At 70.6% G+C, this 24,538-nt stretch carries 20 protein-coding genes; 13 read left to right on the top strand and 7 right to left on the bottom strand.

Annotated features, from left to right (window positions below; genetic code table 11):
* Nucleotides 1-182 precede the first annotated feature (182 nt).
* The 10 genes from OHS81_RS15530 to OHS81_RS15485 all read left to right on the top strand — a co-directional run bounded on the left by OHS81_RS15530 (nucleotide 183) and on the right by OHS81_RS15485 (nucleotide 9,017).
* The gene (locus OHS81_RS15530; RefSeq protein WP_328385359.1) at nucleotides 183-1,145 is read left to right on the top strand and encodes a Rossmann-like and DUF2520 domain-containing protein; all 963 of its coding nucleotides are present in this window, start codon (nucleotides 183-185) and stop codon (nucleotides 1,143-1,145) included.
* The gene (gene panC, locus OHS81_RS15525; protein WP_328385358.1) at nucleotides 1,142-2,377 is read left to right on the top strand and encodes a pantoate--beta-alanine ligase; all 1,236 of its coding nucleotides are present in this window, start codon (nucleotides 1,142-1,144) and stop codon (nucleotides 2,375-2,377) included. Before OHS81_RS15530 ends, panC begins: the two co-directional genes overlap by 4 nt.
* Entirely contained in the window at nucleotides 2,374-4,263 is a 1,890-nt protein-coding gene (locus OHS81_RS15520) for an L-aspartate oxidase (RefSeq protein WP_328385357.1), read from the top strand. Before panC ends, OHS81_RS15520 begins: the two co-directional genes overlap by 4 nt.
* Before the next feature lie 47 nt (nucleotides 4,264-4,310).
* Entirely contained in the window at nucleotides 4,311-5,408 is a 1,098-nt protein-coding gene (nadC, locus tag OHS81_RS15515; RefSeq protein WP_443058709.1) for a carboxylating nicotinate-nucleotide diphosphorylase, read from the top strand.
* A gap of 109 nt (nucleotides 5,409-5,517) precedes the next feature.
* Nucleotides 5,518-6,315 (top strand): type III pantothenate kinase, encoded by a 798-nt coding sequence (locus tag OHS81_RS15510; RefSeq protein WP_030081646.1) that lies wholly within the window; start codon nucleotides 5,518-5,520, stop codon nucleotides 6,313-6,315.
* A 194-nt stretch (nucleotides 6,316-6,509) separates the two neighbouring features.
* Entirely contained in the window at nucleotides 6,510-7,127 is a 618-nt protein-coding gene (locus OHS81_RS15505; RefSeq protein ID WP_328391185.1) for a hypothetical protein, read from the top strand.
* Nucleotides 7,128-7,172: 45 nt separating this feature from the next.
* Nucleotides 7,173-7,352 carry a hypothetical protein gene (locus OHS81_RS15500; protein ID WP_129294912.1) on the top strand — a complete coding sequence of 60 codons (180 nt, stop codon included), beginning with the start codon at nucleotides 7,173-7,175 and terminating at the stop codon, nucleotides 7,350-7,352.
* Between the two features lie 171 nt (nucleotides 7,353-7,523).
* A complete protein-coding gene (locus OHS81_RS15495) occupies nucleotides 7,524-7,994 on the top strand; it encodes a BlaI/MecI/CopY family transcriptional regulator (RefSeq protein WP_443058854.1) in 471 nt (156 codons plus the stop codon).
* A 9-nt stretch (nucleotides 7,995-8,003) separates the two neighbouring features.
* Nucleotides 8,004-8,522, top strand: a complete 519-nt coding sequence (locus OHS81_RS15490; protein WP_328385354.1) for an amino-acid N-acetyltransferase — start codon at nucleotides 8,004-8,006, stop codon at nucleotides 8,520-8,522.
* A 156-nt stretch (nucleotides 8,523-8,678) separates the two neighbouring features.
* Nucleotides 8,679-9,017: a histone-like nucleoid-structuring protein Lsr2 gene (locus OHS81_RS15485; RefSeq protein ID WP_328391183.1), complete on the top strand. Its 339-nt coding sequence runs from the start codon at nucleotides 8,679-8,681 to the stop codon at nucleotides 9,015-9,017.
* Here OHS81_RS15485 and OHS81_RS15480 read toward each other — a convergent pair.
* Nucleotides 8,948-9,637 carry an SCO3374 family protein gene (locus OHS81_RS15480; protein ID WP_328385353.1) on the bottom strand — a complete coding sequence of 230 codons (690 nt, stop codon included), beginning with the start codon at nucleotides 9,635-9,637 and terminating at the stop codon, nucleotides 8,948-8,950. The two genes, OHS81_RS15485 and OHS81_RS15480, sit on opposite strands and share 70 nt — an antisense overlap.
* A 498-nt stretch (nucleotides 9,638-10,135) precedes the next feature.
* Here OHS81_RS15480 and OHS81_RS15475 point away from each other — a divergent pair, with 498 nt between their 5' ends.
* Entirely contained in the window at nucleotides 10,136-12,661 is a 2,526-nt protein-coding gene (locus tag OHS81_RS15475) for an ATP-dependent Clp protease ATP-binding subunit (protein ID WP_086720454.1), read from the top strand.
* 289 nt (nucleotides 12,662-12,950) lie between these two features.
* On the opposite strand, the gene OHS81_RS15470 is transcribed toward OHS81_RS15475, so the two are convergent.
* Nucleotides 12,951-16,196, bottom strand: coding sequence for an NACHT domain-containing protein (locus OHS81_RS15470; protein ID WP_328385352.1), 3,246 nt, complete (start codon nucleotides 16,194-16,196; stop codon nucleotides 12,951-12,953).
* A gap of 718 nt (nucleotides 16,197-16,914) precedes the next feature.
* On the opposite strand from OHS81_RS15470, the gene OHS81_RS15465 reads away from it, so the two are divergent.
* The gene (locus tag OHS81_RS15465; protein ID WP_328385351.1) at nucleotides 16,915-17,586 is read left to right on the top strand and encodes a M23 family metallopeptidase; all 672 of its coding nucleotides are present in this window, start codon (nucleotides 16,915-16,917) and stop codon (nucleotides 17,584-17,586) included.
* Here the strand turns inward: OHS81_RS15465 and OHS81_RS15460 are convergent.
* A complete protein-coding gene (locus tag OHS81_RS15460) occupies nucleotides 17,568-18,179 on the bottom strand; it encodes a TetR/AcrR family transcriptional regulator (RefSeq protein ID WP_328385350.1) in 612 nt (203 codons plus the stop codon). The two genes, OHS81_RS15465 and OHS81_RS15460, sit on opposite strands and share 19 nt — an antisense overlap.
* Nucleotides 18,180-18,362: 183 nt before the next feature.
* Between OHS81_RS15460 and OHS81_RS15455 the strand changes: the two genes are divergently transcribed.
* A complete protein-coding gene (locus tag OHS81_RS15455) occupies nucleotides 18,363-19,952 on the top strand; it encodes an MDR family MFS transporter (RefSeq protein ID WP_443058853.1) in 1,590 nt (529 codons plus the stop codon).
* A 797-nt stretch (nucleotides 19,953-20,749) separates the two neighbouring features.
* Here OHS81_RS15455 and cseC read toward each other — a convergent pair.
* The 4 genes from cseC to OHS81_RS15435 all read right to left on the bottom strand — a co-directional run bounded on the left by cseC (nucleotide 20,750) and on the right by OHS81_RS15435 (nucleotide 24,258).
* On the bottom strand, nucleotides 20,750-22,054 hold the full coding sequence (gene cseC / locus OHS81_RS15450; protein ID WP_328385348.1) for a two-component system sensor histidine kinase CseC: 1,305 nt from the start codon (nucleotides 22,052-22,054) through the stop codon (nucleotides 20,750-20,752).
* Between the two features lie 8 nt (nucleotides 22,055-22,062).
* Nucleotides 22,063-22,773 (bottom strand): two-component system response regulator CseB, encoded by a 711-nt coding sequence (gene cseB, locus OHS81_RS15445; RefSeq protein WP_328385347.1) that lies wholly within the window; start codon nucleotides 22,771-22,773, stop codon nucleotides 22,063-22,065.
* 9 nt (nucleotides 22,774-22,782) lie between these two features.
* The gene (locus OHS81_RS15440; protein WP_328385346.1) at nucleotides 22,783-23,424 is read right to left on the bottom strand and encodes a hypothetical protein; all 642 of its coding nucleotides are present in this window, start codon (nucleotides 23,422-23,424) and stop codon (nucleotides 22,783-22,785) included.
* Between the two features lie 228 nt (nucleotides 23,425-23,652).
* Complete coding sequence (locus OHS81_RS15435) at nucleotides 23,653-24,258, bottom strand: SigE family RNA polymerase sigma factor (RefSeq protein ID WP_443058852.1); 606 nt, start codon at nucleotides 24,256-24,258, stop codon at nucleotides 23,653-23,655.
* Nucleotides 24,259-24,538: the final 280 nt, after the last annotated feature.

Below are 24,538 nucleotides of genomic sequence, written 5' to 3'. Positions count from 1 at the left end.
ACTGCACCGAGCATCACGCAGACCCGCCCGAGGCCGCGACCCCTGTGGATAACCTCGTGAGAGACCCCCGTCTCACCTTCCGTACAGCTCTGAAGGCCGCCGGAAACACTCGCGTAGCATGGCGAGGAATCGTCCGGTACCCCCCGCGGACTGGAACGGAAGGCCATCGCCGCGTGAATGCAATGCCACCCACCGAGGCCCAGGACCGCCCCGCCCGGCTGACCGTCGGAGTCGTCGGCGCGGGCCGTGTCGGGCCCGCCCTCGCCGCTTCGCTGCAGCTCGCAGGGCATCGTCCGGTCGCCGTGTCGGGCGTCTCCGACGCCTCCGTACGCCGTGCCGCCGAGCTGCTGCCCGATGTCCCGCTGGTCACCCCGGCCGAGGTGCTGGCCCGTGCCGACCTCGTGCTGCTGACCGTCCCCGACGACGCCCTGGCCGACCTGGTGAGCGGCCTCGCCGAGACCGGCGCCGTACGGCCCGGCCAGCTGCTGGTGCACACCTCGGGCCGGTACGGAACCGCGGTGCTGGACCCGGCCACCCGGGCCGGCGCCCTGCCCCTCGCCCTGCATCCGGCCATGACGTTCACCGGCACGTCCGTGGACGTCCAGCGGCTGGCCGGCTGCTCGTTCGGGGTGACCTCGCCCGACGAGCTGCGGATGGCCGCCGAGGCGCTGGTCATCGAGATGGGCGGGGAGCCCGAGTGGATCACGGAATCGGCGCGTCCGCTCTACCACGCGGCGCTCGCCATCGGCGCGAACCACCTGGTCACGCTCGTGGCCCAGTCGATGGAGCTGCTGCACGACGCGGGTGTGCAGGCCCCGGACCGGATGCTGGGGCCCCTGCTCGGCGCCGCCCTGGACAATGCGCTGCGTTCCGGTGACGCGGCGCTGACCGGCCCGGTCGCCCGGGGGGACGCCGGCACGGTCGCCGCCCATATCGCGGAGCTGCGCCGGCATGCGCCGCAGAGCGTTGCCGGGTACGTCGCCATGGCCCGTACGACCGCGGACCGGGCCCTGGACCACGGCCTGCTGAAGCCGGAACTGGCCGCGGACCTCCTCGATGTGCTCGCCGACTCCGGGGACGGCCCCGACGCTCCCGGCCAAGGCCCTGACACCCCCGACCACGGCCCCGAGGAAGGCGACCGATGACCGCCGCGCCGCAGATTCCGGACCCGGACCAGTCCATGGACGCACGCCAGGCCCGCTCCGCCGACGCCGGCCACCCCGCCCCGCCCGTCGCCGCAGGCCACCCCGTCCACCTCGTCCACACCGCCGCCGCCCTGCGCGACGTACCCCGGCGCGACGGCGCGCGCGCCGTCGTCATGACCATGGGCGCACTGCACGAAGGCCACGCCACCTTGATCCGCGCCGCCCGTCGCCGCGTCGGTCCGGGGGGCCAGGTCGTCGTCACGGTCTTCGTCAACCCGCTGCAGTTCGGCGCCGGGGAGGACCTGGACCGCTACCCGCGCACCCTCGACGCGGATGTCGAGCTGGCCACAGCGGCCGGCGCGGACGCGGTCTTCGCCCCGTCCGCCGACGAGGTCTACCCCGGCGGAGAACCGCAGATCCGGATCGCCGCGGGCCCCATGGGCACCCTCCTGGAGGGCGCCAGCCGCCCCGGCCACTTCGACGGCGTACTGACCGTGGTCGCCAAGCTGCTGCACCTGACCGCGCCGGACCTCGCCTTCTACGGCCAGAAGGACGCCCAGCAGCTCGCGGTCATCACCCGGATGGCCGCCGACCTCAACTTTCCCGTCGAGATCATCGGCGTCCCCACGGTGCGCGAGGAGGACGGCCTCGCCCTCTCCAGCCGCAACCGTTATCTCTCGGCCCCGGAGCGGAGCACCGCGCTCGCGCTGTCGGCGGCGCTGTTCGCGGCCCGCGACCGGCTCGCCGCCGAGGAGGCGTTGCGCGCCCGCGCCGCCTCCGTGGGCCACGCGGCCCAGCACCGTTCCGCCGCCCTGGCCGCCCTCGGCGAGGACCGGGCGGCCGCCGACGCGCACGCCGTCGCCTACGCCGCCGCCGGCCCCCTGCACGGCCCCTCCGTGGCGCGCGCCGCGGCCCGCGCGGTGCTGGAGGACGCCGCCCGGCTCGACCCGCCGCTCACGCTGGACTACCTGGCTCTGGTCGACCCGTCCGATTTCACCGAGATCCCGGATGCGTACGAGGGCGAGGCCATCCTCGCGGTCGCCGCCAAGGTCGGCAGCACGCGGCTCATCGACAACATCCGTCTCGTCTTCGGAGCCGGACGACCGGAGTCAACGGCCGCCCACCACGGCGGCGCCACCAGGCAAGGCGGCGGCACTACGGACGCGGCCACTTCCACCACACCCGCCACACCCCCCACCACCCCCCAAGGCCCCCTCGGAGCGACCCGATGACCGCCACCGGAACAGGCACCGAAACAGGCACCGGAACAGGCCCCGGAACCGGCAGCGGAGCAGGCAACGGCCCCGGCCTCGGACCCGGCCCCGCACCAGGCAGCGGCATACGCCTGAAGGCCCCCGCCCCCGGCTGGTCCATCGAAGCGGATGTCGTGGTCGTGGGCTCGGGAGTGGCGGGGCTGACCGCCGCGCTCCGCTGCGCCGCGGCCGGCCGCCGCACCGTCGTCGTCACCAAGGCCCGCCTGGACGACGGCTCCACGCGCTGGGCGCAGGGCGGTATCGCGGCGGCCCTGGGCGACGGCGACACCCCGGAGCAGCATCTGGCCGACACCCTCGTCGCAGGCGCCGGACTGTGCGACGAGGCGGCCGTACGGACCCTGGTCACCGAGGGCCCGGACGCCGTCCACCGGCTGATCCGCACCGGCGCCCGCTTCGACACCGCACCGGACAGCGACGAGATAGCGCTCACCCGCGAAGGCGGCCACCACCGCCGTCGGATCGCGCACGCTGGCGGTGACGCCACCGGTGCCGAGATCTCCCGCGCGCTCGTCGAGGCGGTCCGCGCCGCCGGGCTGCGGACCATCGAGAACGCCCTCGTCCTCGACCTGCTCACGGACGCCGACGGCCATACGTCAGGCGTCACCCTGCACGTCATGGGGGAGGGCCAGCACGACGGCGTCGGCGCCGTACGCGCCCCGGCGGTGGTGCTCGCCACCGGGGGCATGGGACAGGTCTTCTCCGCGACCACCAACCCGGCCGTCTCCACCGGCGACGGGGTGGCCCTGGCGCTGCGCGCCGGCGCGGAGGTCTCCGACCTGGAATTCGTCCAATTCCACCCCACCCCCCTGTATTTGGGCCCGGACGCGGAAGGCCAGCAGCCGCTGATCTCCGAGGCCGTCCGGGGCGAGGGCGCACACCTCGTCGACGCCGACGGCACCCGCTTCATGGTCGGCCAACATGAACTCGCCGAGCTGGCGCCGCGCGACATCGTCGCCAAGGCGATCATGCGCCGGGCGCACGAACAGGGCGTCGAGCACATGTATTTGGACGGCCGGCACTTCGGCGCGCAGATGTGGGAGACCCGTTTCCCGACCATCCTCGCCGCCTGCCGCAGCCACGGCATCGACCCGGTCACCGAGCCGATACCGGTCGCCCCGGCCGCGCACTACGCCTCCGGCGGCGTACGCACCGACCTGCGCGGGCGCACCACGGTCCCCGGCCTCTACGCCTGTGGCGAGGTCGCCTGCACCGGTGTCCACGGCGCCAACCGGCTCGCCTCCAACTCCCTCCTGGAGGGCCTGGTCTTCGCGGAGCGCATCGCCGCCGACATCGCCGAAGGCCCCGCGCCGGCGTGCACCACGGATCCCGGCCAGGCATGCACCACGGATCCCGACCAGGCGCGCGCCACGGATCCCGCGCCGGCGTCCGTCACGCACCCCGGCCCGGCGCCCGCCACGGATCCCGCCCCGGCATCCGCGCCGCGCACCACCCTCCCCCTCCTCGCCCCCGAGACCCGGACCGCCGTGCAGCGGATCATGACGGCCGGAGCCGGCGTGCTGCGCAGCGCCGGGAGCCTCGCCCGCGCCGCCGCCGCACTGGACCGTCTCCACCGCGAGGCGACGGAGGCGAGCGCCGGCACCACCAAGTCCCCCGAGCCCGGCGTGGAGGCCTGGGAGGCCACCAACCTCCTGTGTGTCGCCCGGGTGCTGGTCGCCGCGGCACAGCGCCGTACGGAGACCCGCGGCTGCCATTGGCGCGAGGACCACCCGGACCGGGACGATGCCTCCTGGCGCCGGCACTTCCGCATCACCCTGGACGCGGACCGCGCGCTGACCCTCCATACGACGGAAACCGCCGCTTTCCCGCCGACCACGCCCTCCTGACCACCGATCCCGCCGATCCCGCCGATCCACCGATCGCCGACCCGCCGATGACTTTCCACGAAGACGGAGCCCAGCCCGTGAGCAGCACCCGCGACGACCTCCCCCTCCTCCAGATCGGCGGGCCCACCGGCGGCGCCTCGGCCGGCAGCTGCGGCGACGCCTGCGGCTGCAGCGGCGGCGACGAGGGCGATTACGAGCTCGACCCGCTGACCTGCGGCCTCGACCCCGACCTGGCCGCCCTCCTGGTGGCCGCCGGGCTCGACCCCGTCCAGGTCGAGGACATCGCGCACCTCGCCGTCGAGGAGGACCTCGACCAAGGCGTGGACGTCACGACCGTGGCCACCGTCCCCGAGGACGCGGTCGCCACCGGCGACTTCACGGCCCGTGAGGCCGGTACGGTCGCCGGATTGCGGATCGCCGAGGCCGTGCTGTCCATCGTGTGCACCGACGAGTTCGCGGTCGAGCGGCACGTCGAGGACGGCGACCGGGTCGCGGCCGGCACCCCGCTGCTGAGCGTCACCACCCGCACCCGCGATCTGCTCACCGCCGAGCGCAGTGCGCTGAACATCCTGTGCCGCCTGTCGGGCATCGCGACCACGACCCGGGCCTGGGCCGATGTGCTCGACGGGACCAGGACGAAGGTCCGCGACACCCGTAAGACGACGCCGGGACTGCGCGCCCTGGAGAAGTTCGCGGTGCGCTGCGGCGGCGGCGTCAACCACCGGATGTCGCTCTCGGACGCGGCGCTGATCAAGGACAACCACGTGGTCGCGGCGGGCGGCGTCGCCGCGGCGTTCACGGCCGTACGGGCCGAGTTCCCCGGTGTGCCGATCGAGGTGGAGGTCGACCGGATCGACCAGCTCCCGCCGATCCTCGCCGAGGGCGCCGATCTGATCCTCCTGGACAACTTCACCCCGGAGCAGACCCGGGAGGCCGTGGAGCTGGTCGCCGGGCGGGCCATGCTGGAGTCGTCGGGCCGGCTGACCCTGGACAACGCCCGCACCTACGCCGAGACCGGCGTCGACTACCTCGCGGTGGGTGCGCTCACGCACTCCTCCCCGATCCTCGACATCGGCCTCGACCTGCGCGAGGACGACGGGCAGGGTGCCGAGGACGCGGACGACGACGCGCGTGAGGGCAGCTGACGGCCATGCCCCCGACCATCGACGCGGGCGCCCCGCGCCCACCCGTCGCCCCGCCCGCCACCCCGGGCGAGCCCTTCCTGCATGACGTGAACCGGAGGCGGTGCGGAGCATGCTCCTGACCATCGACGTAGGCAACACCCACACCGTGCTCGGCCTCTTCGACGGCGAGGAGATCGTCGAGCACTGGCGGATCTCCACCGACGCCCGGCGCACCGCCGACGAGCTCGCCGTCCTCCTCCAGGGCCTGATGGGCATGCACCCGCTGCTCGGCGACGACCTGGGCGACGGCATCGAGGGCATCTCCATCTGCTCCACGGTCCCCTCCGTCCTGCACGAGCTGCGCGAGGTGACCCGCCGTTACTACGGCGACGTCCCCGCCGTCCTGGTGGAGCCGGGCGTCAAGACGGGCGTGCCGATCCTGATGGACAACCCGAAGGAGGTCGGCGCCGACCGGATCATCAACGCCCTGGCGGCCGTCGAGCTCTACGGCGGCCCGGCGGTGGTCGTCGACTTCGGCACGGCCACCACCTTCGACGCGGTCAGTGCGCGCGGCGAGTACGTCGGCGGCGTGATCGCTCCGGGCATCGAGATCTCCGTGGACGCGCTGGGCGTCAAGGGCGCCCAGCTCCGCAAGATCGAACTGGCCCGGCCGCGCAGCGTCATCGGCAAGAACACCGTGGAGGCCATGCAGTCCGGCATCCTCTACGGCTTCACGGGCCAGGTCGACGGTGTGGTGCAGCGGATGGCGCGCGAGCTGGCCGAGGATCCGGACGAGGTGACCGTGATCGCCACCGGCGGGCTGGCGCCGATGGTGCTCGGTGAGTCGTCGGTGATCGACGCGCACGAGCCGTGGCTCACCCTCATCGGCCTGCGGCTGGTCTACGAGCGGAACATCGCCCGGTCGTAGCCGCGCCTGGCCCGGATGCGAGTCGCGCCCGGCCCGGTCCTGGACGCGCCTTGCCCGGCCCGCGGGGCCGTACCCGGTGCCGGGTGCGCGGTGGTGCGGCTCGCTGCCGCGCCACCGTTCACGAATTAAGCGGCTTTTGTCGAAAACGGTCGTAAAGTCGCCACATGCCAATGCCAAACGGAACCCGCGGCGGCATGGCGTTCAGCGCCGATGAGTTGCGTGTGCTCCGTCGCGCCCTCGCCCATGCCCTGCAGACGACGTCCCACCCCGCTCCGCTCGGCGCCCTCGGCCCCGAGTGGTCACAGGACATCCAGGAATATCTCCGGCTGGCGGAGGCGGTCGACGAGGCGGTCCGCGAAGGCGGCCGGCTGCGTGCCTTCCTGCTCGCCGACCTCGCCCGGTACCGCGAAGCCCTGCCCGGCTCGGCCGCCGGCTACCTCGCGCAGCTGGCCGAGGCACTGGCAGCCGGCCATGTCCCCGGTCCCGACGACCTCGCCGCCCTGCGCTCGCTGACCACACGGTCCGCCGGCCCGGCCGAGCGCGAACGCCGCGGAGTCCTCCTGCGGCACTGCGAGCAGCTGGCCGAGCAGTCCGTGCGGACCCGGCTCCGCGCACTGCCGGGCGGCCGGTCGGCAGTGCGCGGCGGGCGGGAGCCGGAGCCCGAGCGGGAGCCCGAGCCGGAGCGCAAACCGGAGCCCGCGCCGTCGCCGCGGCCGGAGACTCCGCGGCGGGACCGGCCGATCCCCACCCCGGGCGAGGTGTTCCCGCCCCGCCGCAGGCCCGCCCGGCCCCCCGAGAGCCGCACCGCCTGAGGGCTGCGTACTCTGGACTCCCCGCCCCAAAGGAGGCCGAACGCCATGGATTACGTCGCAGCGCTGCTCCCGCCCGTAGTGATGGCCGTGGCCTTCACCGCCCTGATCGTGACGATCGTCAAGAGCCAGGGCGGGGCGAACAAGGCCAAGGAGGACGCCGCCGCGGACGCCGTGCTGGCCCGCGCCGAGTCCGCCGGCCAGGAGCCCACGGCGCACGGCGCCTGAGCCGCCCGCCGCCCGTTCGGCGGCCCGCACGCACCGCACGGCCCGGGAGGCATTCTCCCGGGCCGTGCCTCCTTTTCCGGCCCAAACGCAACAAGATCAACGGGCATTCGCGACATCTCCCACTATTGTTCTTGTGTGCCGAGACGCTTGGGTGATCTGGAAGACGCGGTCATGACGCGGGTCTGGGAGTGGAACCGCCCGGTCACCGTTCGAGAAGTCCTGGAAGATCTGCAGAAGGAACGGTCGATCGCCTACACCACGGTCATGACCGTATTGGACAACCTCCATCAGAAGGGCTGGGTGCGCCGCGAAGCCGAAGGCCGCGCCTATCGATATGAGGCGGTCTCCACTCGCGCCGCCTACGCGGCCGCACTGATGAACGAAGCGTGGTCCGCCAGTGACAACCCCGCGGCCGCTCTTGTGGCCTTCTTCGGCATGATGTCCCCGGAACAGCGGCATGCCCTGCGGGATGCCGTACGGATGGTGCAAGTCGACGAACCGGCGGACGGCACGGAACAACAGGCACCACGGCCCGCCCCCGCACAACAAGGCGAAGCGCCCGCGGCACCGGAAGGCACCGGCGAAGCCGGACCGGCCGAAGGGGATGAACCCGGGGCGAGTGCCACCGGCAACGGGCGATAGCGTCCCGGCATGCCTCCGCATTCAAAAGGCCTCACCGTCCGCCGTGCCAGGACCGCCGATGTACCGGCCGTACGCCGCCTCATCGACTCCTACTCACGTGACGGGATCCTGCTCGACAAAGCCACCGTCACGCTTTACGAGGACATCCAGGAGTTCTGGGTGGCGGAGCGCGACGAAGACGCCGAGGTGGTCGGCTGCGGAGCGCTCCACGTCATGTGGGAAGACCTCGCGGAGGTCCGCACCCTGGCCGTGGATCCGAGGGCGAAGGGATCGGGCGTCGGCCACCAAGTGCTGGACAAGCTGCTGCGCACTGCGAGCTGGCTCGGAGTGCGGCGCATTTTCTGTCTCACCTTCGAAGTCGACTTCTTCACCAAGCACGGCTTCGTGGAGATCGGCGAAGCTCCGGTAGACGGTGATGTCTACAGTGAGCTGCTGCGTTCCTATGACGAGGGCGTTGCGGAGTTCCTGGGTCTCGAACGAGTGAAGCCCAACACCCTGGGTAACAGCCGGATGCTTCTGCACCTGTGATGAGTGTTCTATGTCCGAATCGCTCCCCTATCTCATGGCTGCGGAAGCATGCGTTCCCCGGTCTGCGGGCAAGTGAACCCTACCCAAGGGTTTGTGTTTTTCCCGGAAAAGCGGTTTGCTTTCCGTCGTAATCCGCATTCGATGAAAGGGAAACCGGTGGCACAGAAGGTTCAGGTTCTTCTTGTCGATGACCTCAACGGTGGCGAGGCGGACGAGACGGTGACGTTCGCTCTCGACGGCAAGTCCTACGAGATCGACCTCTCCGACAGCAACGCGCAGAAGCTGCGCGACTCGCTTGCCGACTTCGTGAAGGCGGGGCGCCGTACCGGTGGCCGCGCTTCTTCGGGCCGTGGCAAGTCGCGTGCGGCGGCTTCCGGTGGCAGCCAGGACACTGCGAAGATCCGCGCCTGGGCCAAGGAGAACGGCTACAACGTCAATGACCGTGGCCGCGTCCCCGCCGACATTCGTGAGGCATTCGAGAAGGCCAACGGCTGATCGCCGCACTCGCGGTCCGATTGGGCATTACGAGCACGCCACAACCGGGCACGGTGGCACTCGGTCGCTGCCGCGCTCACGAGCCGTACGAGGTCGGGGGCGCCCCCAACGTCCCCGATTCCTGCTCCCAACCCCGTGGTGGGCAGGGAATTCTCCGCCTCGTACCCGGGCCGGGGAGGCCGCACCCAACTCGCGGCCTCCCAAGAGCCAAATCCGTATGACGGTGCCGTGCCGCCCGGGAACGCCGGCGCGGGCATCCGGTCGCCGGTCCCCCGGGTCGTGAGATCCGCTGCGAGTGTGCCCCACTCCAGCCATTCCAGGATTCCCGGAAGTTCTTCCGCGCCACCGGCCGCGATGAGCATGAGCAATTTCGGCCGATCACCCGGTTGTTTCCCGCCGCATCGGTCCCGGAGGAGCGCCACCGGGCCGGTGCGCGGCAGCCGCTGCAATACGGCACTTCCCGCATCGGCCGGCATCTCCAGGACATCGAAGCGCAGCCCCGTCAGCAGTTCCACCGGCTCCGTGCCGGTGGTCGGCCAGCCCAGCTCCTCCTCGTACCGGCGGCGCACCGAGGCGCGGGGGGCGAGGGGAGTGCGGGGGCGCGGAAGCACGCGAGCCATGCCCGGTGCAACTCCCGGAGACCCGGGAAGTTACGCTGGGTAGAACTATGGATACGCATCGTGCTCAGGTGAGGGGCGTGAGGGAGTATCCGGTGGCGTGCGGATGTTCGCCCGTAGCGGATGGAAGGGCCCCGCGCCGCATGGAGTGTCCGTGCCGGCGGGTAAGACAGTCTCAGTGGGAAGAGACGGTGTGACCGGCGCCCGAGGCGCTTCTCCCCGGCTGACGGCCGGCGGCGGACGGCGTGTCGGTACAGGGCGCGTTCGCCACGGGCGTAGTGGCAGTGGGCGTATATGCCTGGCCTGCGGGAACATCGTCTCGCACCATCGAGTTGGAGCAGATGTCAGCTGTTCGGCAGTAAATTTCCCCGCCGGAGCGGGGGTGATCCGGACGGGTGTCGGCAGTTGGAATGAGCTGTCCCGCCCCGCGGGACTAGCATGCGGAAGGACAGGGAGGGGACCGACCCCTAACTGCCTGACCGCTCTGAGGAGCGATTAACGATGTTCGAGAGGTTCACCGACCGTGCGCGGCGGGTTGTCGTCCTGGCTCAGGAAGAAGCCCGGATGCTCAACCACAACTACATCGGCACCGAGCACATCCTCCTGGGCCTGATCCATGAGGGTGAGGGTGTCGCCGCTAAGGCCCTGGAGAGCCTCGGGATTTCGCTCGAGGCGGTCCGCCAGCAGGTGGAGGAGATCATCGGGCAGGGCCAGCAGGCCCCGTCCGGGCACATCCCCTTCACCCCCCGTGCCAAGAAGGTCCTGGAGCTCTCGCTCCGCGAGGCCCTCCAGCTCGGCCACAACTACATCGGTACGGAGCACATCCTGCTCGGCCTGATCCGCGAGGGCGAGGGCGTCGCCGCCCAGGTCCTGGTGAAGCTGGGCGCCGATCTCAACCGCGTGCGGCAGCAGGTCATCCAGCTGCTGTCCGGCTACCAGGGCAAGGAAGCCGCCACGGCCGGCGGCCCCGCCGAGGGCACTCCCTCGACCTCCCTCGTCCTGGACCAGTTCGGCCGCAACCTGACGCAGGCCGCTCGCGAGACCAAGCTCGACCCGGTCATCGGGCGCGAGAAGGAAATCGAGCGGGTCATGCAGGTCCTGTCCCGCCGTACCAAGAACAACCCGGTCCTCATCGGCGAGCCCGGCGTCGGCAAGACGGCGGTCGTCGAGGGCCTGGCGCAGGCCATCGTCAAGGGCGAGGTGCCCGAGACCCTCAAGGACAAGCACCTCTACACCCTCGACCTCGGTGCCCTGGTCGCCGGCTCCCGCTACCGCGGTGACTTCGAAGAGCGTCTGAAGAAGGTGCTCAAGGAGATCCGCACCCGCGGCGACATCATCCTGTTCATCGACGAGCTCCACACCCTGGTGGGTGCGGGCGCCGCCGAGGGCGCGATCGACGCCGCGAGCATCCTCAAGCCCATGCTGGCGCGAGGCGAGCTGCAGACCATCGGTGCCACCACGCTCGACGAGTACCGCAAGCACCTGGAGAAGGACGCGGCCCTGGAGCGCCGCTTCCAGCCGATCCAGGTCGCGGAGCCGTCGCTGCCCCACACCATCGAGATCCTGAAGGGTCTGCGGGACCGCTACGAAGCGCACCACCGCGTGTCCATCACGGACTCCGCGCTGGTCGCGGCGGCCACCCTCGCCGACCGCTACATCTCCGACCGCTTCCTGCCGGACAAGGCGATCGACCTGATCGACGAGGCCGGCTCCCGGATGCGGATCCGCCGGATGACCGCGCCGCCGGACCTGCGCGAATTCGACGAGAAGATCGCCGATGTGCGCCGGGAGAAGGAGTCCGCGATCGACTCGCAGGACTTCGAGATGGCCGCGGGCCTGCGCGACAAGGAGAAGCAGCTCCTGGCCGCGAAGGCGAAGCGGGAGAAGGAGTGGAAGGCCGGCGACATGGACGTCGTCGCCGAGGTGGACGAGGAGCTGATCGCCGAGGTCCTGGCGACGGCCACCGGCATCCCGGTCTTCAAGCTCACCGAGGAGGAGTCCTCCCGGCTGCTGCGGATGGAAGACGAGCTGCACAAGCGCGTCATCGGCCAGAAGGACGCCATCAAGGCGCTCTCCCAGGCCATCCGCCGTACCCGTGCCGGCCTGAAGGACCCCAAGCGTCCCGGTGGCTCGTTCATCTTCGCCGGTCCGTCCGGTGTGGGTAAGACGGAGCTGTCCAAGACGCTGGCGGAGTTCCTGTTCGGCGACGAGGACGCGCTGATCTCCCTCGACATGTCGGAGTTCAGCGAGAAGCACACGGTCTCGCGGCTGTTCGGTTCGCCTCCCGGCTACGTCGGCTACGAAGAGGGCGGCCAGCTCACCGAGAAGGTGCGCCGCAAGCCGTTCTCCGTCGTGCTCTTCGACGAGGTCGAGAAGGCCCACCCGGACATCTTCAACTCGCTGCTGCAGATCCTGGAGGACGGTCGGCTGACCGACTCCCAGGGCCGGGTCGTGGACTTCAAGAACACGGTCATCATCATGACGACCAACCTCGGCACCCGGGACATCTCCAAGGGCTTCAACCTCGGCTTCGCGGCCCAGGGCGACACCAAGTCCAGCTACGAGCGGATGAAGAACAAGGTCAACGAAGAGCTCAAGCAGCACTTCCGCCCCGAGTTCCTCAACCGTGTGGACGACACCGTCGTCTTCCACCAGCTGACCGAGGAAGACATCATCCAGATCGTCGACCTCATGATCGCCAAGGTGGACGAGCGGCTCAAGGACCGCGACATGGGCATCGAGCTCAGCGGCGAGGCCAAGTCGCTGCTGGCCAAGCGCGGGTACGACCCGGTGCTCGGCGCCCGTCCGCTGCGCCGCACGATCCAGCGCGAGATCGAGGACGCCCTCTCGGAGAAGATCCTCTTCAGCGAGCTGCGTCCGGGCCACATCGTGGTCGTCGATGTCGAGGGCGAGGGTGACACCGCCAAGTTCACCTTCCGCGGCGAGGAGAAGTCGGCCCTGCCCGACGCCCCGCCGATCGAGTCCGCGACCGGCGGTTCGGGCCCGAACCTGAGCAAGGACGCCTGAGCGGCACCGCGGATATCCCGCATACGGCACTGCCCCGGAATCGTTTCTTACGGTTCCGGGGCAGCGCCGTTTGTGACGCCGTATGCCGTGCCGTATGCGACGCCGTATGTGGCGGGGAAATTCAGCTCCGTAATTGCTAGGTCATTTTCAGCCGTTTCTGGACAACGTCACCGACGCTCGCCCCTTACCTCTATACCTCTGCACGACGCGCATTCCCGCGGGAACACCCCGCACCGGCGGAATGCGACGGCCGATGCGCAGAGTGTCCAGTTTCGGAAAGGCGGCCGGCCTATGCGCGCGGGCGGGGAAAGCGGGTGAGTTCGATGGGCGGCGGGAGGTCGGGGGCGGGCTCGGGGCGCAGGTAGGAGAGGAAGACCTCGCGCAGCTCGGGCAGGCCGGTCAGCGGCGGCAGTGCGATGGTGCCGCCGGTGAGGCCGTAGAGCTGGAGTTTGCGGAGGGCGGGGAACGCCGGGAGGGCGGCGGCCACGGAACGGCTCAGGTCGGCGAGCGGGCCGTGTGCGACGTTGATGACGCTCAGCGTCGTCACCTGCGGCAGCCGGAGGCCCGCCGGGATCCGCAGGGCGGTCTCCCCGGCCGCCAGGCCGAACGAGAAATCCTCCAGGCCCGGCAGGTGCGCCAGCGTGTCCCAGGCGTCGTCGGTGAAGGCTCCGGTGAGGCTCCGCAGTTGCAGGGCGCTGAGCTGCTGCCAGTGGCGCAGCGCGGAGAACCCGGCCTCGACCGGGTGGCCGAGCATCAGTGAGGTCAGCGGGGCATCCGCCGGCAGCGCCCGCAGCCCCGCCGGCGGGAGGGGGACGAGGAGATTCAGGTGGCGGAGGTGCTTCAGGAGGTGCAGTCCGTCCGGACAGTGCATCCCGACGCGGTCCCGTTCCGTGACCGCCAGCGCGGTCAACGGCATTCCGGCGAGTGGCCCGAGGCTGCCGACCCCGGGGCAGTCCACCAGTGCCAGTGAGCGCAGGGCGGGGAACTCCGTGAGGAAGTCCAGGCTGCCGATCTCGTCGTTGTCGGTCAGTGTCAGGTGGGTGATCTGGCGGGGGTGCAGAGAGTCGAGGAGTTCACGAGAGGTGAACGGGCCGACCACCTCGATGCACGGCCGTCCCCCCAGGGCCTTCAGGGCACGGAGTTCGGCGGCATCGACGACCGGGAGGGACGTCGCGGGGTCGAGCTGCCGGATGATCTCCTCCCTATAGCGTTCGGTGTCGAACGCGTGCCAGGAACGGGCTAGTTGATACCTGGCGCCCGTAGCGGGGTGATGGCGGAACCGCCTGATCACCTCCATCGCCGCGTCCGATCCGATGAGCGCGGCGGTGGCGATCACCTCCTGCGCCTCGTCGTCCTCCAGGCCCTCCGGCCCCGGCAGCAGCTCCAGAACGAGGTGCCCCACCCCGGCCAGGAGCGTGGCCTCCTCACGGGACCGGGGCGGCAGGATCGCCCGTGCCCGCTCATTCACCTCCTCGCGCACCCGAGGATCGAGCTCCGTGGCGTGTTCCAGGCATGCCATGGCGAGGAGGTGGACACGCAGGCGGGCGGCGTCGTCCCCGATGCCGTCCCCGCGCGCGAGCAACCCCCGCAGAATCTCGGACCGTTCGCGCGGTCGCGCATGGGCCACCGCCATCCGGATCACGTCCTCCCACTGGGAGTCCTCCGCATGCGCCACCAGCAGCCCGAAATCCCCGTCCTCCACGGCGGCCTTGGCGCCGAGGTAGTCCTGGAAGGTCCGGTGGACGAAGTCGACCGAGCCGGGGGCCGGTTCGCGGAGTACGCCGCTGCGCAGCAGGAGATGGCGGAAAATGGCCGTCGCGCCGCCCTGCTGCGCGGCCGAGGGCACGGCCGGCAGGGCCTCGCCGACGATGCGCTCGGCCCGTTCGCGGGCGAGTTCGTTGCGGCCGTTGCGGATGAGCCAGTACGCGAGCCGCTGGAGGAGCTGGATCTGCGGCTCGTCGCTCAGCTCGATGCCCGTGGGGGCGGCCATATCGCGTTCGCGGTCGCGGCGGGAGAGCAGCATGCCCAGGGCGGCGTCGTAGAGCTCCTTGCGTCCGGTGGGCAGATAGCCGCGGCGGTCCCGGTGCAGGGCGCAGATCAGGCCGCACATGAGGGGGTTGGTGGCGAGCCGGGCGAGGTCCTGTTTGGTGTGGACGGCGACGAGGAGGGACCGCTCGTAGGCGTCGAGGCGTTCGGGGTCCTCGGCGTCACAGCGGGCGGCGGCGTGCCAGCGGCCGATGAAGGCGGCGACCTCGGTGCGGCTCATGGCGGAGAGTGTGAGCTCGCCGAAGCCGTCGGCCGCGAGCCAGTCGTCGCGTACGGCGGAGGGGCGGGAGGTGACCAGCCACAGGTTGTCCGGGAAGGCGTCGGACAGATCGCGCAGCCAGCGGCGGGTCAGCTCGCGTTCCCGCTCGGGGATCTCGTCCAGGCCGTCGACCAGGAGGAGCGCCCGCCCGCCGGCCAGTACGCGGTCGGCCCAGCCGCGGGGCTGCGAGCCGGAGACGGGGCAGCCGACGGCGGCGAGGAAGCGGTCGGGGGTGGGCAGGGGCGCCCCGTCGCGGGTGAGGGTGCGCAGCGGGAGGACGAAGGGAATCCGGCCGTAGAGGTGGGGGAGGGTCGTCTCGCCGGGGGGCTTGGTGCAGGAGACGGCGAGCCACTGGACGAGGGTGCTCTTGCCGGAGCCGGCGACGCCGCGCAGCAGCACCCGGTCACGGCCGGCCAGGGCCTGGTCGGCGGGGACGGGAACGGGGGCGGGCGGCCCGGACTGCGGGCCGGCCTCGTCGCTGAAGGGGCCGGCAGCGGCCGGGCCAGGGGCGGCCGGGCCGGTCGCCGCCAGGCTCAGATACGCCGCGTCCAGGGGCCAGCGGTCCGGGGAATGGGCGAGATCGATGCCGTAGATGGTCAGCCGGCCGTGCTTGCGGGCCAGATAGGCGAGGTAGCCGCGCTCGAAGGCGGTGTCGGCGGCCTGCGGGGAGGGGTGGCGCGCGAGGACGGTGTCCATGGCGGTGATCAGGCTGTCGAGGTTCCGGCTCTGCTGGACGAGGGTGCGGGCCACAAAGGCGGACCGCTGGGTGAAGAAGTGCACGATGTGCAGGCAGGCGATGCCGAGCAGGGTGCCGTGCAGCAGCTCGGCGTCCCGGGACAGGCCGCGGACGGCACCGGGGCGGGCCGCCTTCAGGCGTGCGGCGAGGCCGTCGGCTCCCAGATGGACGGCCTGTACGTCGTCCATGTCTAGGGCGCCGAGGCCGCGCAGGGTGGCGGCCAGGGCGTCGGCCACGGCCGGCTCCTCGTCCGCGGGCAGCGGGCGCTCGCCGGGGCCGGCGGCGCGTACGGCCCGGTCCACCAGCTCGCTCGCGAGTTTGTGCAGGTCCTGGTCGGTGAGGGTCCGCTTCTCGCCGGTGAAGGTGACCAGCCGGGATATCCGTACCGGCCCGTCCACCAGGCCGGCGCCGGGCCCCTCCTTGACGAAGAGCTTCTTGACGAGCGGGGCGACCACGCCGGAGGCGAGTCGGATGCCCACTGCTGACGGGTCCATCGTGGTCCGCCCTCCCCCGTGGCCGGTGCTGCCGTCGGGTCAGGCTAGAGCGGCCGGAGGGGCGGCGGGCGGGGATCGGCCAGGTTCACACGGAGGGGGAGCGGTGTGGCGGCGGTCACGGAAATCGGCGCTCCATTTCCCTCCAATTCGGACATTTGGCGGGCGTGAGTAACTCGGGTCACCAATGCCGCGTAACCCGGGTCACAAAGGCCGGGTAATCCGGGTCACACATTCCTGGTAGCCGGCGTCACAAAGGGCTGGGTGGTGCGGTTCGTAAAGGTTCCAGGGGGTGAATCAGGGGCCCGACGGGGGCGAGGAAAGGGGTTGGATCTTGATTATCGGTGACATGGCACACAGCCGATTTGAGGCCTACTAAAAGAATTAGGGGAAGCGTGTGGCGGAGATGTGAGGGTGGAGGTCCCGGGAGGTGCGGGGCGAGAGGGGTGGGTGGGGCGGGGCGTGCGCCACCCGTGCGACATATGGCGAAAATGCCTGTTCAAGGGGTGAGTGACGGGCCCATCAGACGCTGCAATATGTCCAAATTTGGGGGTTTCGTGCGGAGCTCGGGAGGGCACGCAAGGGCCTCGTTCACTCGGCTCCTGGTACGGGCCGGGTTAGTAGAAAGGCCCCTTGGCGGGGCGGCGAAGGCGGGTTACCAAGGAATGGCGATCCCGGTCCGCAGCCGGGTAACCAATCAATTCACTGGAGGAAAACCCGCATGTCCAAGTTTGCTGCTCTCCGCAATTCGAAGAAGTTCGCCGTGCGCAATCGCGTCGCCGTTGTCGCCGCCGGTGTCGGTGTGACCGCCGCACTGGGTGCCGGTATTGCGACCGCCGCCGACGCGGGTCTGCAGAACCTCACCTCGGGTGTCGGTTCGGCCGTGACCGCGCAGGCCGATGCGCAGGCGAAGTCCGCGGCCGCCGCGAAGGCCGCCGCCGTCAAGGCCAAGCAGGACGCAGCCAAGGCGGTCGACGCCTGGGTCAAGCCGGTCGACAACTACACCCTGGGCGAGCCCTTCGGCATTGCCGGCAGCCACTGGGCGCACAAGCACAGTGGTCAGGACTTCGTCGTGCCGACCGGTACCGCGGTCAAGGCCGTCCACAAGGGCACCGTCGTCAAGGCCGGCCCCTGGGGTGGCGGCGACGGCCCGGCCTACGGCAACGCCATCGTGATCCAGCACGACAACGGCACGTACACCCAGTACGCGCACCTGTCACAGATACAGGTCCAGGTCGGCCAGCAGGTCGGCGCCGGCCAGCAGATCGGCCTGTCCGGCAGCACGGGTAACTCCACCGGTCCCCACCTGCACTTCGAGGTCCGCACCGGCCCCAACTACGGGACGGGCATCGAGCCGACCGGATTCCTGCGGGCTCACGGCGATGCCGTCTGAGCTGAGTCCGGCCGGGCTGGCCGGCGGTTCGGCGGGTTTGCCGCCGTGACCAGTTCTGTGGCGACCTCGAGGATGGCCTTGCGCTTCTCCTCGGGGTCGCCCTCCACGTGCTGCATCGCGAACATGCCCGCGTGCATGGAGAACAGCGCCGTGATGCAGCGCACCTGATCCGTTAGCTCCGATTCGGGCTCCTTGAGGAGGCCGAAGAGGGTCAGCATGCGCGATTTGAACGTCTCGCCGATGCTCAGATCACGCACCGCCGCCTGGTTCTCCTGCATGAACCGGAAAAGGGGCTCGCCCGAGCGCAGCGACTCGCTGTAGCGGCGGATCAGCTCCTGCTTGGTCTCCAGGGTGCGCGGCTGCTCCTCGGCCCAGGCGATCAGCTCGTCGATGGGCCTGTCCAGGTCCTGGAACAGGCTGATGACGATGTCTTCCTTGGTCTTGAAGTGGTAGTACAGCGCCGCCTTCGTGACCTCCAGCTTTTCGGCGATCTCGCGCAGTGAGGTCTTGTCGTAGCCCTGCTCGGAGAACAGCTCCAGAGCGACCTTCTGGATGCGCTGGCGGGTGTTTCCCCTGCGCGCCTGTGTGCTCATGGTGCTCTCCTGCGTAGTCGGTACTGGTCAGAGGGCTGCCCCAGGGGGCGCCAAAGAAACTTACTTGACGCCCGGCTAGTTGGCCGCCTACCTTCCTCACTGTACTGAACTAGCCGGGCGGCAAGTAAGTAGGAGTGAGTGATGGGGAAGTCGCAACATGCGACCCCGACGGGGGACGGACGGATGGCGGACCGGTCGGGGAGACCGGACGCGGTGCCGGCGACCGGCTCGGGCAAGCAGCCCGCCGGTGTACGGACGGTGCTCTTCGCACTGATGATCGCGATGCTGCTCGCGATGCTGGACAACATGATCGTCGGCACCGCGATGCCGACCATCGTCGGTGAACTGGGCGGGATGGACCACCTGTCCTGGGTCGTCACCGCCTACACCCTCGCCACCGCGGCCTCGACGCCGATCTGGGGCAAGCTCGGCGACATGTACGGACGCAAGGGCGTCTTCCTGTCGTCCATCGTGCTCTTCCTGATCGGCTCCGCGCTGTCCGGCATGGCACAGGACATGGGGCAGCTGATCGGCTTCCGCGCCGTGCAGGGCCTGGGCGCGGGCGGTCTGATGGTCGGCGTCATGGCGATCATCGGCGATCTGATTCCGCCGCGGGAGCGCGGCAAGTACCAGGGCATGATGGCCGGTGTCATGGCCGTCGCCATGGTCGGCGGACCGCTGGTCGGCGGCAGCATCACCGACCACCTCGGCTGGCGCTGGAGCTTCTACATCAACCTGCCGCTCGGTGCGATCGCGCTGGTCATGGTGACCGCGGTGCTGCATCTGCCGAAGAAGCGGTCGCAGACCCGGATCGACTACGTCGGCGCCGCGCTGCTCACCCTCGGCATCACCTCGCTGGTGCTGATCACCACCTGGGGCGGCACCGAGTACGACTGGCTGTCCGGCCAGATCATCGGCCTCGGCATCCTCGGTGTGGTCGCGCTCGCCCTCTTCCTGGTGGTGGAGCGCAGGGTCAACGAGCCGGTGCTGCCGCTGCACATCTTCCGCAACGGCAACTTCTCGCTGATCACGCTCATCGGCTTCCTGGTCGGCTTTGTGATGTTCGGGTCGATGACCTTCCTGCCGCTGTTCCAGCAGACCGTGCAGGGCGCCTCGGCCACCAACTCCGGTCTTCTGCTGCTGCCGCTGATGGGCGGGCTGCTGGTCGTCTCGCTGATCGCGGGCCGGGTCACCACCCAGACCGGCAAGTACAAGATCTTCGTGGTCGGCGGCAGCGGGCTGCTGATCGTGGGCCTGGTGCTGCTGTCCCTGATGGGCGTCGGAACGACCCGTTTCACCTCCAGCCTCTACATGGTCGTGCTCGGCGCCGGTATGGGCTTCCTGATGCAGACCACGATGCTCATCGCGCAGAACAGCGTCGAGATGAAGGACATGGGCGTCGGCTCGTCCTCGGCCACCCTCTTCCGCACGATCGGCGGCTCCTTCGGCGTCGCGATCTTCGGTGCGATCTTCACCCACCAGGTGCAGACGACGATGGTCGAGCGGATCGGCAAGGCCGGCCAGAAGATGACCAGCGGCGGCGCCCAGATGGACCCGAAGGGGCTGGCCAAGCTCCCTCCGGTGATCAAGGACGCCTACGCGCACGCGGTGGCCTCCGGCACGCATCACGTTTTCCTCTGGGGCGCGGCGATCAGCGTTGTCGGCTTTGCGGCGGCATGGTTCCTCAAGGAGGTGCCACTGCGCGGCGGGCCGGCCGCGCCAGTCGCGAGTGAGGTTGCGGTGGACCGCGTCCCTGTGGCGGAGCCCGTCTGATTCCCACGTTTTCGGCCGTCCCGCCGTGGGGGTTTCTCGCCTTTGCGCCTGCGGCGGGCGGGGTCCGCTGCGCGGGGCTGTGGGTGCGGTGACGGGCCTGCGGGGCAGGGGTGTGGGACTGCTTCGCTTTACGTCCCACACCCCTGCCCCTCCGGCCCGTCCCCTCCCGTGGGTGGGGAAGTGAATGTGGGTGGGGGCGGGCCACTCGCACATGGCCGCTTCCATGTGATCCACAAGAAGCACCGGCCCAGCCAGGTTCACCCCCACCGGCCTTCTTCCCACCCCCAACGGGAGGGGACGGGCCGGAGCGGGTGGGTGTCCGGACGTAAAGCGAAGCAGTCCGGACACCCACCCGCGCAGGCCCGTCACCGCACCCCGACAGCCCCGCGCAGCGGACCCGCCCCGCACCCCGACAGCCCCGCGCAGCGGGTCCGCCCCGCGCAGCGGGTCCGCCCCGCACCCCGACAGCCCCGCGCAGCGGGTCCGCCCCGCGCAGCGGGTCCGCCCCGCGCAGCGGGTCCGCCCCGCGCAGCGGGTCCGCCCCGCGCAGCGGGTCCGCCCCGCGCAGCGGGTCCGCCCCGCGCCCCCCGACAGCCCCGCGCAGCGGGTCCGCCCCGCGCAGCGGACCCGCCCGCCGCCAGGCGCCACGGCGGGAAAGCCGAAAACGGGGCGGAGGCAAAGCGCAGCGAACCGGCCCGCCGCCAGACGCAGACGCAACGGCGGGAAAGCCAAAAACGTGGGCCACGGGCAAAGCGCAGCGAAACAGCAACCCCCACGCCGGGAAAGCCGAAACCCGATTACCGCTCCGGCAGATGCAGCACCGGAAAGCTCCCCGTATTCGTAGGCGCGTTCTCCGGCAGCCAGAGGACGGAGACGGCGCCCGTCGAGCCGTCGGTGAGTTCGTCGGCGTTGCGGAAGGTGAGGCGGGCGCCCAGGACGCGGGCCTGGCCGGCCGCGATGGTCAGGCCCAGGCCGTGGCCGCGGCCGGCCCGGTCGCTGCTGCCGGTGCGGAAGCGGCTGGGGCCCTCGCGCAGCAGGGCCTCGGGGAAGCCCGTGCCGTGGTCGCGGACCCGCAGGACCCGGCCCTCGACGGTGACCTCGACCGGCGGCTTGCCGTGCCGGGCGGCGTTCGCGATCAGATTGCCGAGGATCCGCTCCAGCCGGCGCGGGTCGGTGGTGACCTCGGCCTCCCGTACGACCTCGACGGTGATCCCCGGGTCGAGGGCCCGCACCCGCCGGGAGACGAATTCGCCGAGCACGACGTCCTGCAGCTCGGCGCGCTCCGCATGGCCGTCGAGCCGGGCCACTTCCAGGACGTCCTCGACGAGGGTGCGCAGCGCCTGCGCCCGGTCGCGGACGAGTTCCGAGGGACGGCCGGGCGGCAGCAGTTCGGCGGCGGTCAGCAGGCCGGTGACCGGGGTGCGCAGCTCGTGGGCGATATCGGCGGTGACCCGCCGCTCGGCCTCGATGCGCTCCTGGAGGGCGTCCGACATGGCATCCACGGCGAAGGCCAGATCGTCGGTCTCGTCGCGTACCCGTCCGCTGCCGACCTCGTCGCGGATCCGGACCGCGGTGTCGCCGTCGGCGAGTTTGCCGGCCGCCGCGGCCGCCTTGCGCAGCCGCTTGGAAAGCCGCCCGCCGACCAGCACGCCCAGCGCACAGCCGCCGACCACCACCGCGGTCGATCCGATGACCAAGGCCTGGTCGAGGTCGTCGAGGACGGCGAAGCGGTCGGGGAAACGGTCGTGCATGGACAGCACGCGGTTGTTGCTGAGCGGCGAGGCCGCCCACACATCGGGGGCGGTCTGCCCGGTGTCCTGGAGGTAGGTGGCGCGCTTGTTCTTGGCGACCTCGTCGCGCAGCGCCTCCGGCAGCTCCGGGTCGTCGATCTTCGCGCCGAACTGCAGCCGGTTGGTGGAGAGGAAGATCTTCTGCGTGAAGTTGAGCCGCTCGATCTGCACATCCCGGCTGTTGTCGAGCATGGAGTGGCGGGCGGCGTTGTGCACGACAAGGCTCAGCGCGATCGCGACCAGCGCTCCGACGAGCGCGATCGCGGCGCTGAGCTTCCATCTCAGCCCCGTCCGCAGGGCCAGCCTGACCACCGGCGGTGTCAGCCTCTCAGCTTGTATCCGAAGCCGCGGACCGTCTCGATCCGGTCCTGACCGATCTTGCCGCGCAACCGCTGGACATGGACGTCCACCACCCGGGTGTCACCACCCCAGCCGTAGTCCCAGACCCGCTCCAGCAGCCGGTCGCGCGAGAGGACCGTACCGGGCGCGTTGGAGAACTCCAGCAGCAGCCGCATCTCGGTCGGCGTCAGTGCGACGTTCTCGCCGCCCTTGCGCACCTCCATGCCCTCGGTGTCGACCTCCAGATCACCGAAGCGGAGCACCGCCTCGGCGGCGTCGGCCGGATCCGCCGCCGCGGCGCCGGCCCGGTCCGGGCCGCTGGCGTGGCCGAAGCGGCGCAGGACGGCGCGGATCCGGGCGACCAGCACCGCACCGTCGAACGGCTTGGTGACGTAGTCGTCCGCACCGGCCTCCAGGCCGAGCACCACGTCGATCGAGTCGGCGCGCGCCGACAGCATGATCACGGGGACCGTCGACTCATCGCGGATCCGCCGGCACAGGCTGACGCCGTCGAGTCCCGGCACCATCACATCGAGCAGGGCGATATCGGGGCGGTCGGCGCGGAACGCCTCCAGGCCCGCCAGCCCGTCGGGCATCGCGGTGACCACGAACCCGTCCCGTTCCAGGGCGAGCTGGGTGGCCTCGCGGATCACGTCGTCGTCCTCGACGAAGAGCACATGGGTCTCGGCCATGCGGTTGTCTCAACCCTCCGTTCCCGTGCCGTCGTCCGGCGTGGCGCCGTCGGCGGTGGCCTTGCTGTAGTCGGTGTGATACGGACGACCGCGCTCGCGGAAGCGCCCGTCCTTCCAGTGGTAGGTCATCACATCCTCACCGGAGGGGCAGCACACCTTGTCGTCCGTGGCGTAGGTCTGCTTGGAGACCTCCAGGTCGCCCTTGTTCACCCCGGCGTAGACCGACGGCTGTTCGTTGCTGTACACGGTGTCATACCCGTCCGGCGCGCCGTCGCGCTTGTGGAAAACATACGCGCCGATGCCGACGGAATCCGCGCAGGTCATGACATTGACGATGACATCGGGGGAGGCGCCGCCGGTGAGCGTCGCATAGGTCACCTCGACCGGGTACTCGTCCCCGGCACACGGCTTGGCCAGCGACCTCTTCACGTCCGGGCCGACCTTCGGGGCGTCCTTGAGCAGCTTGACGGCGTCGACCTTCTTGTAGCGGGCGGTCGGGGACGAGGTGGGAGTGGTGTGCACGGCGCCCTTGGGCGCGGGGGTGGCGCCGGCCGACCCCTCGCTGCGCACGCCTTCGCCCCCCGGATTGCATCCGGCCAGCAAAAGGCCGACGGCGGCCACTCCCGCCGTGGCCGCGCCGCCTTTGGTCAACCCGACTCTGGTCAACCTGTTCCTGGTCAATCCGCTCCCGCTCACCGTGCTGCTCGCACAGCTGCCGATGCCGCTGCTGTTCCTGAGGTGATTGTCGCGCGTCGAGCCGTGAGCCGTAAGGCGGCCGGTGCTGTGTCCGTATTCATCGGTAAAGACACGCTTCGTCTTGGGCGCGAGGTGATGCCGGGTCCGCTGCTCGGGTTCCCGCGGTGTGCCGTGTGCCGCCGTTCAGGCCGCGCACCGCTCCCGCCCCCGCTCGCCACGCTCCAGCATCCGCGCGTCGATGTCACGCATCTGCAGCTCCTGGCGCAGCCGGGCCAGCGCACGGTGCAGCGTGCTCTTGACCGTTCCCGTGGACATGCCGAGCGCCGCCGCGGTCTCCTCCGTGCTCATCTGCTCCCAGTGCCGCAGCACGACGACGCTGCGCTGCTTGGGAGCCAGCACCCCGAGGATGTCCATCAGCAGGGCGCGGTCGGCGCGCTGCTCGGTGCCGTCGTCCACGCTCGCGTCCGGAAGCTGCTCGGTGGGCACCTCTTCGAGCTTGCGGGCCCGCCACCACTCGGTCCGCGTGTTGATCATGACGCGGCGGAGGTAGGCGTCGGCCAGCGACTTGTCCGCGATGCCGTCCCAGCGGCCGTAGGTGCGCACCAGTGCGGTCTGCAGCAGGTCCTGTGCGTCGACCGGGTCGGGCACCAGGCGCCGGGCGCTCCGCAGCAGGGCCTCCTGCCGCGTACGAACGTACTCTTCGAAGTCCAGTACCTTGCCGCCGCTGGTCGCCATTCCGACGCCTCCGATCCGCTTGCGTTTCCCACCGTTGACCGTGCTGGCGGTCATCTCCAGCACGAGGAAGACGCTACGGAGAGGGTGTTGCGGCGTAATGTGCGTGGGCCCCACAAGGAGTGCACGGAAAACACTCGGTTGTGTAACAGCCCGCCGGGGGTCATACCTCGGACGGACGGCGGCCCGCTGCGCGTCATACTCCGGGGGGAGAAGCACCCCCGCCGGAAGGGCTATCGGCCGTGACACGGCGGCAATCGAGACTGCGGTGGGTCTCCTTCCGGTCGTATCAGGGGCACTTTCCGGTCATCCGGCCCGAAAGGTGACACGGGGTCAG

The sequence above is a fragment of the Streptomyces sp. NBC_00400 genome (assembly GCF_036048035.1).
Taxonomy (GTDB): Bacteria; Actinomycetota; Actinomycetes; order Streptomycetales; family Streptomycetaceae; genus Streptomyces.
The sequence above is the reverse complement of the archived record's forward strand: the minus strand, read 5'-3'. Positions and strand labels throughout refer to the sequence as shown.

Coding starts and splice junctions, on each gene's coding strand:
- OHS81_RS15530 (WP_328385359.1), top strand. CDS start 183: ATGCCACCCACCGAGGCCCAGGACCGCCCCGCCCGGCTGACCGTCGGA.
- panC (WP_328385358.1), top strand. CDS start 1,142: ATGACCGCCGCGCCGCAGATTCCGGACCCGGACCAGTCCATGGACGCA.
- OHS81_RS15520 (WP_328385357.1), top strand. CDS start 2,374: ATGACCGCCACCGGAACAGGCACCGAAACAGGCACCGGAACAGGCCCC.
- nadC (WP_443058709.1), top strand. CDS start 4,311: ATGACTTTCCACGAAGACGGAGCCCAGCCCGTGAGCAGCACCCGCGAC.
- OHS81_RS15510 (WP_030081646.1), top strand. CDS start 5,518: ATGCTCCTGACCATCGACGTAGGCAACACCCACACCGTGCTCGGCCTC.
- OHS81_RS15505 (WP_328391185.1), top strand. CDS start 6,510: ATGGCGTTCAGCGCCGATGAGTTGCGTGTGCTCCGTCGCGCCCTCGCC.
- OHS81_RS15500 (WP_129294912.1), top strand. CDS start 7,173: ATGGATTACGTCGCAGCGCTGCTCCCGCCCGTAGTGATGGCCGTGGCC.
- OHS81_RS15495 (WP_443058854.1), top strand. CDS start 7,524: ATGACGCGGGTCTGGGAGTGGAACCGCCCGGTCACCGTTCGAGAAGTC.
- OHS81_RS15490 (WP_328385354.1), top strand. CDS start 8,004: ATGCCTCCGCATTCAAAAGGCCTCACCGTCCGCCGTGCCAGGACCGCC.
- OHS81_RS15480 (WP_328385353.1), bottom strand. CDS start 9,637: ATGGCTCGCGTGCTTCCGCGCCCCCGCACTCCCCTCGCCCCCCGCGCC.
- OHS81_RS15475 (WP_086720454.1), top strand. CDS start 10,136: ATGTTCGAGAGGTTCACCGACCGTGCGCGGCGGGTTGTCGTCCTGGCT.
- OHS81_RS15470 (WP_328385352.1), bottom strand. CDS start 16,196: ATGGACCCGTCAGCAGTGGGCATCCGACTCGCCTCCGGCGTGGTCGCC.
- OHS81_RS15465 (WP_328385351.1), top strand. CDS start 16,915: ATGTCCAAGTTTGCTGCTCTCCGCAATTCGAAGAAGTTCGCCGTGCGC.
- OHS81_RS15460 (WP_328385350.1), bottom strand. CDS start 18,179: ATGAGCACACAGGCGCGCAGGGGAAACACCCGCCAGCGCATCCAGAAG.
- OHS81_RS15455 (WP_443058853.1), top strand. CDS start 18,363: ATGGCGGACCGGTCGGGGAGACCGGACGCGGTGCCGGCGACCGGCTCG.
- cseB (WP_328385347.1), bottom strand. CDS start 22,773: ATGGCCGAGACCCATGTGCTCTTCGTCGAGGACGACGACGTGATCCGC.
- OHS81_RS15435 (WP_443058852.1), bottom strand. CDS start 24,258: ATGACCGCCAGCACGGTCAACGGTGGGAAACGCAAGCGGATCGGAGGC.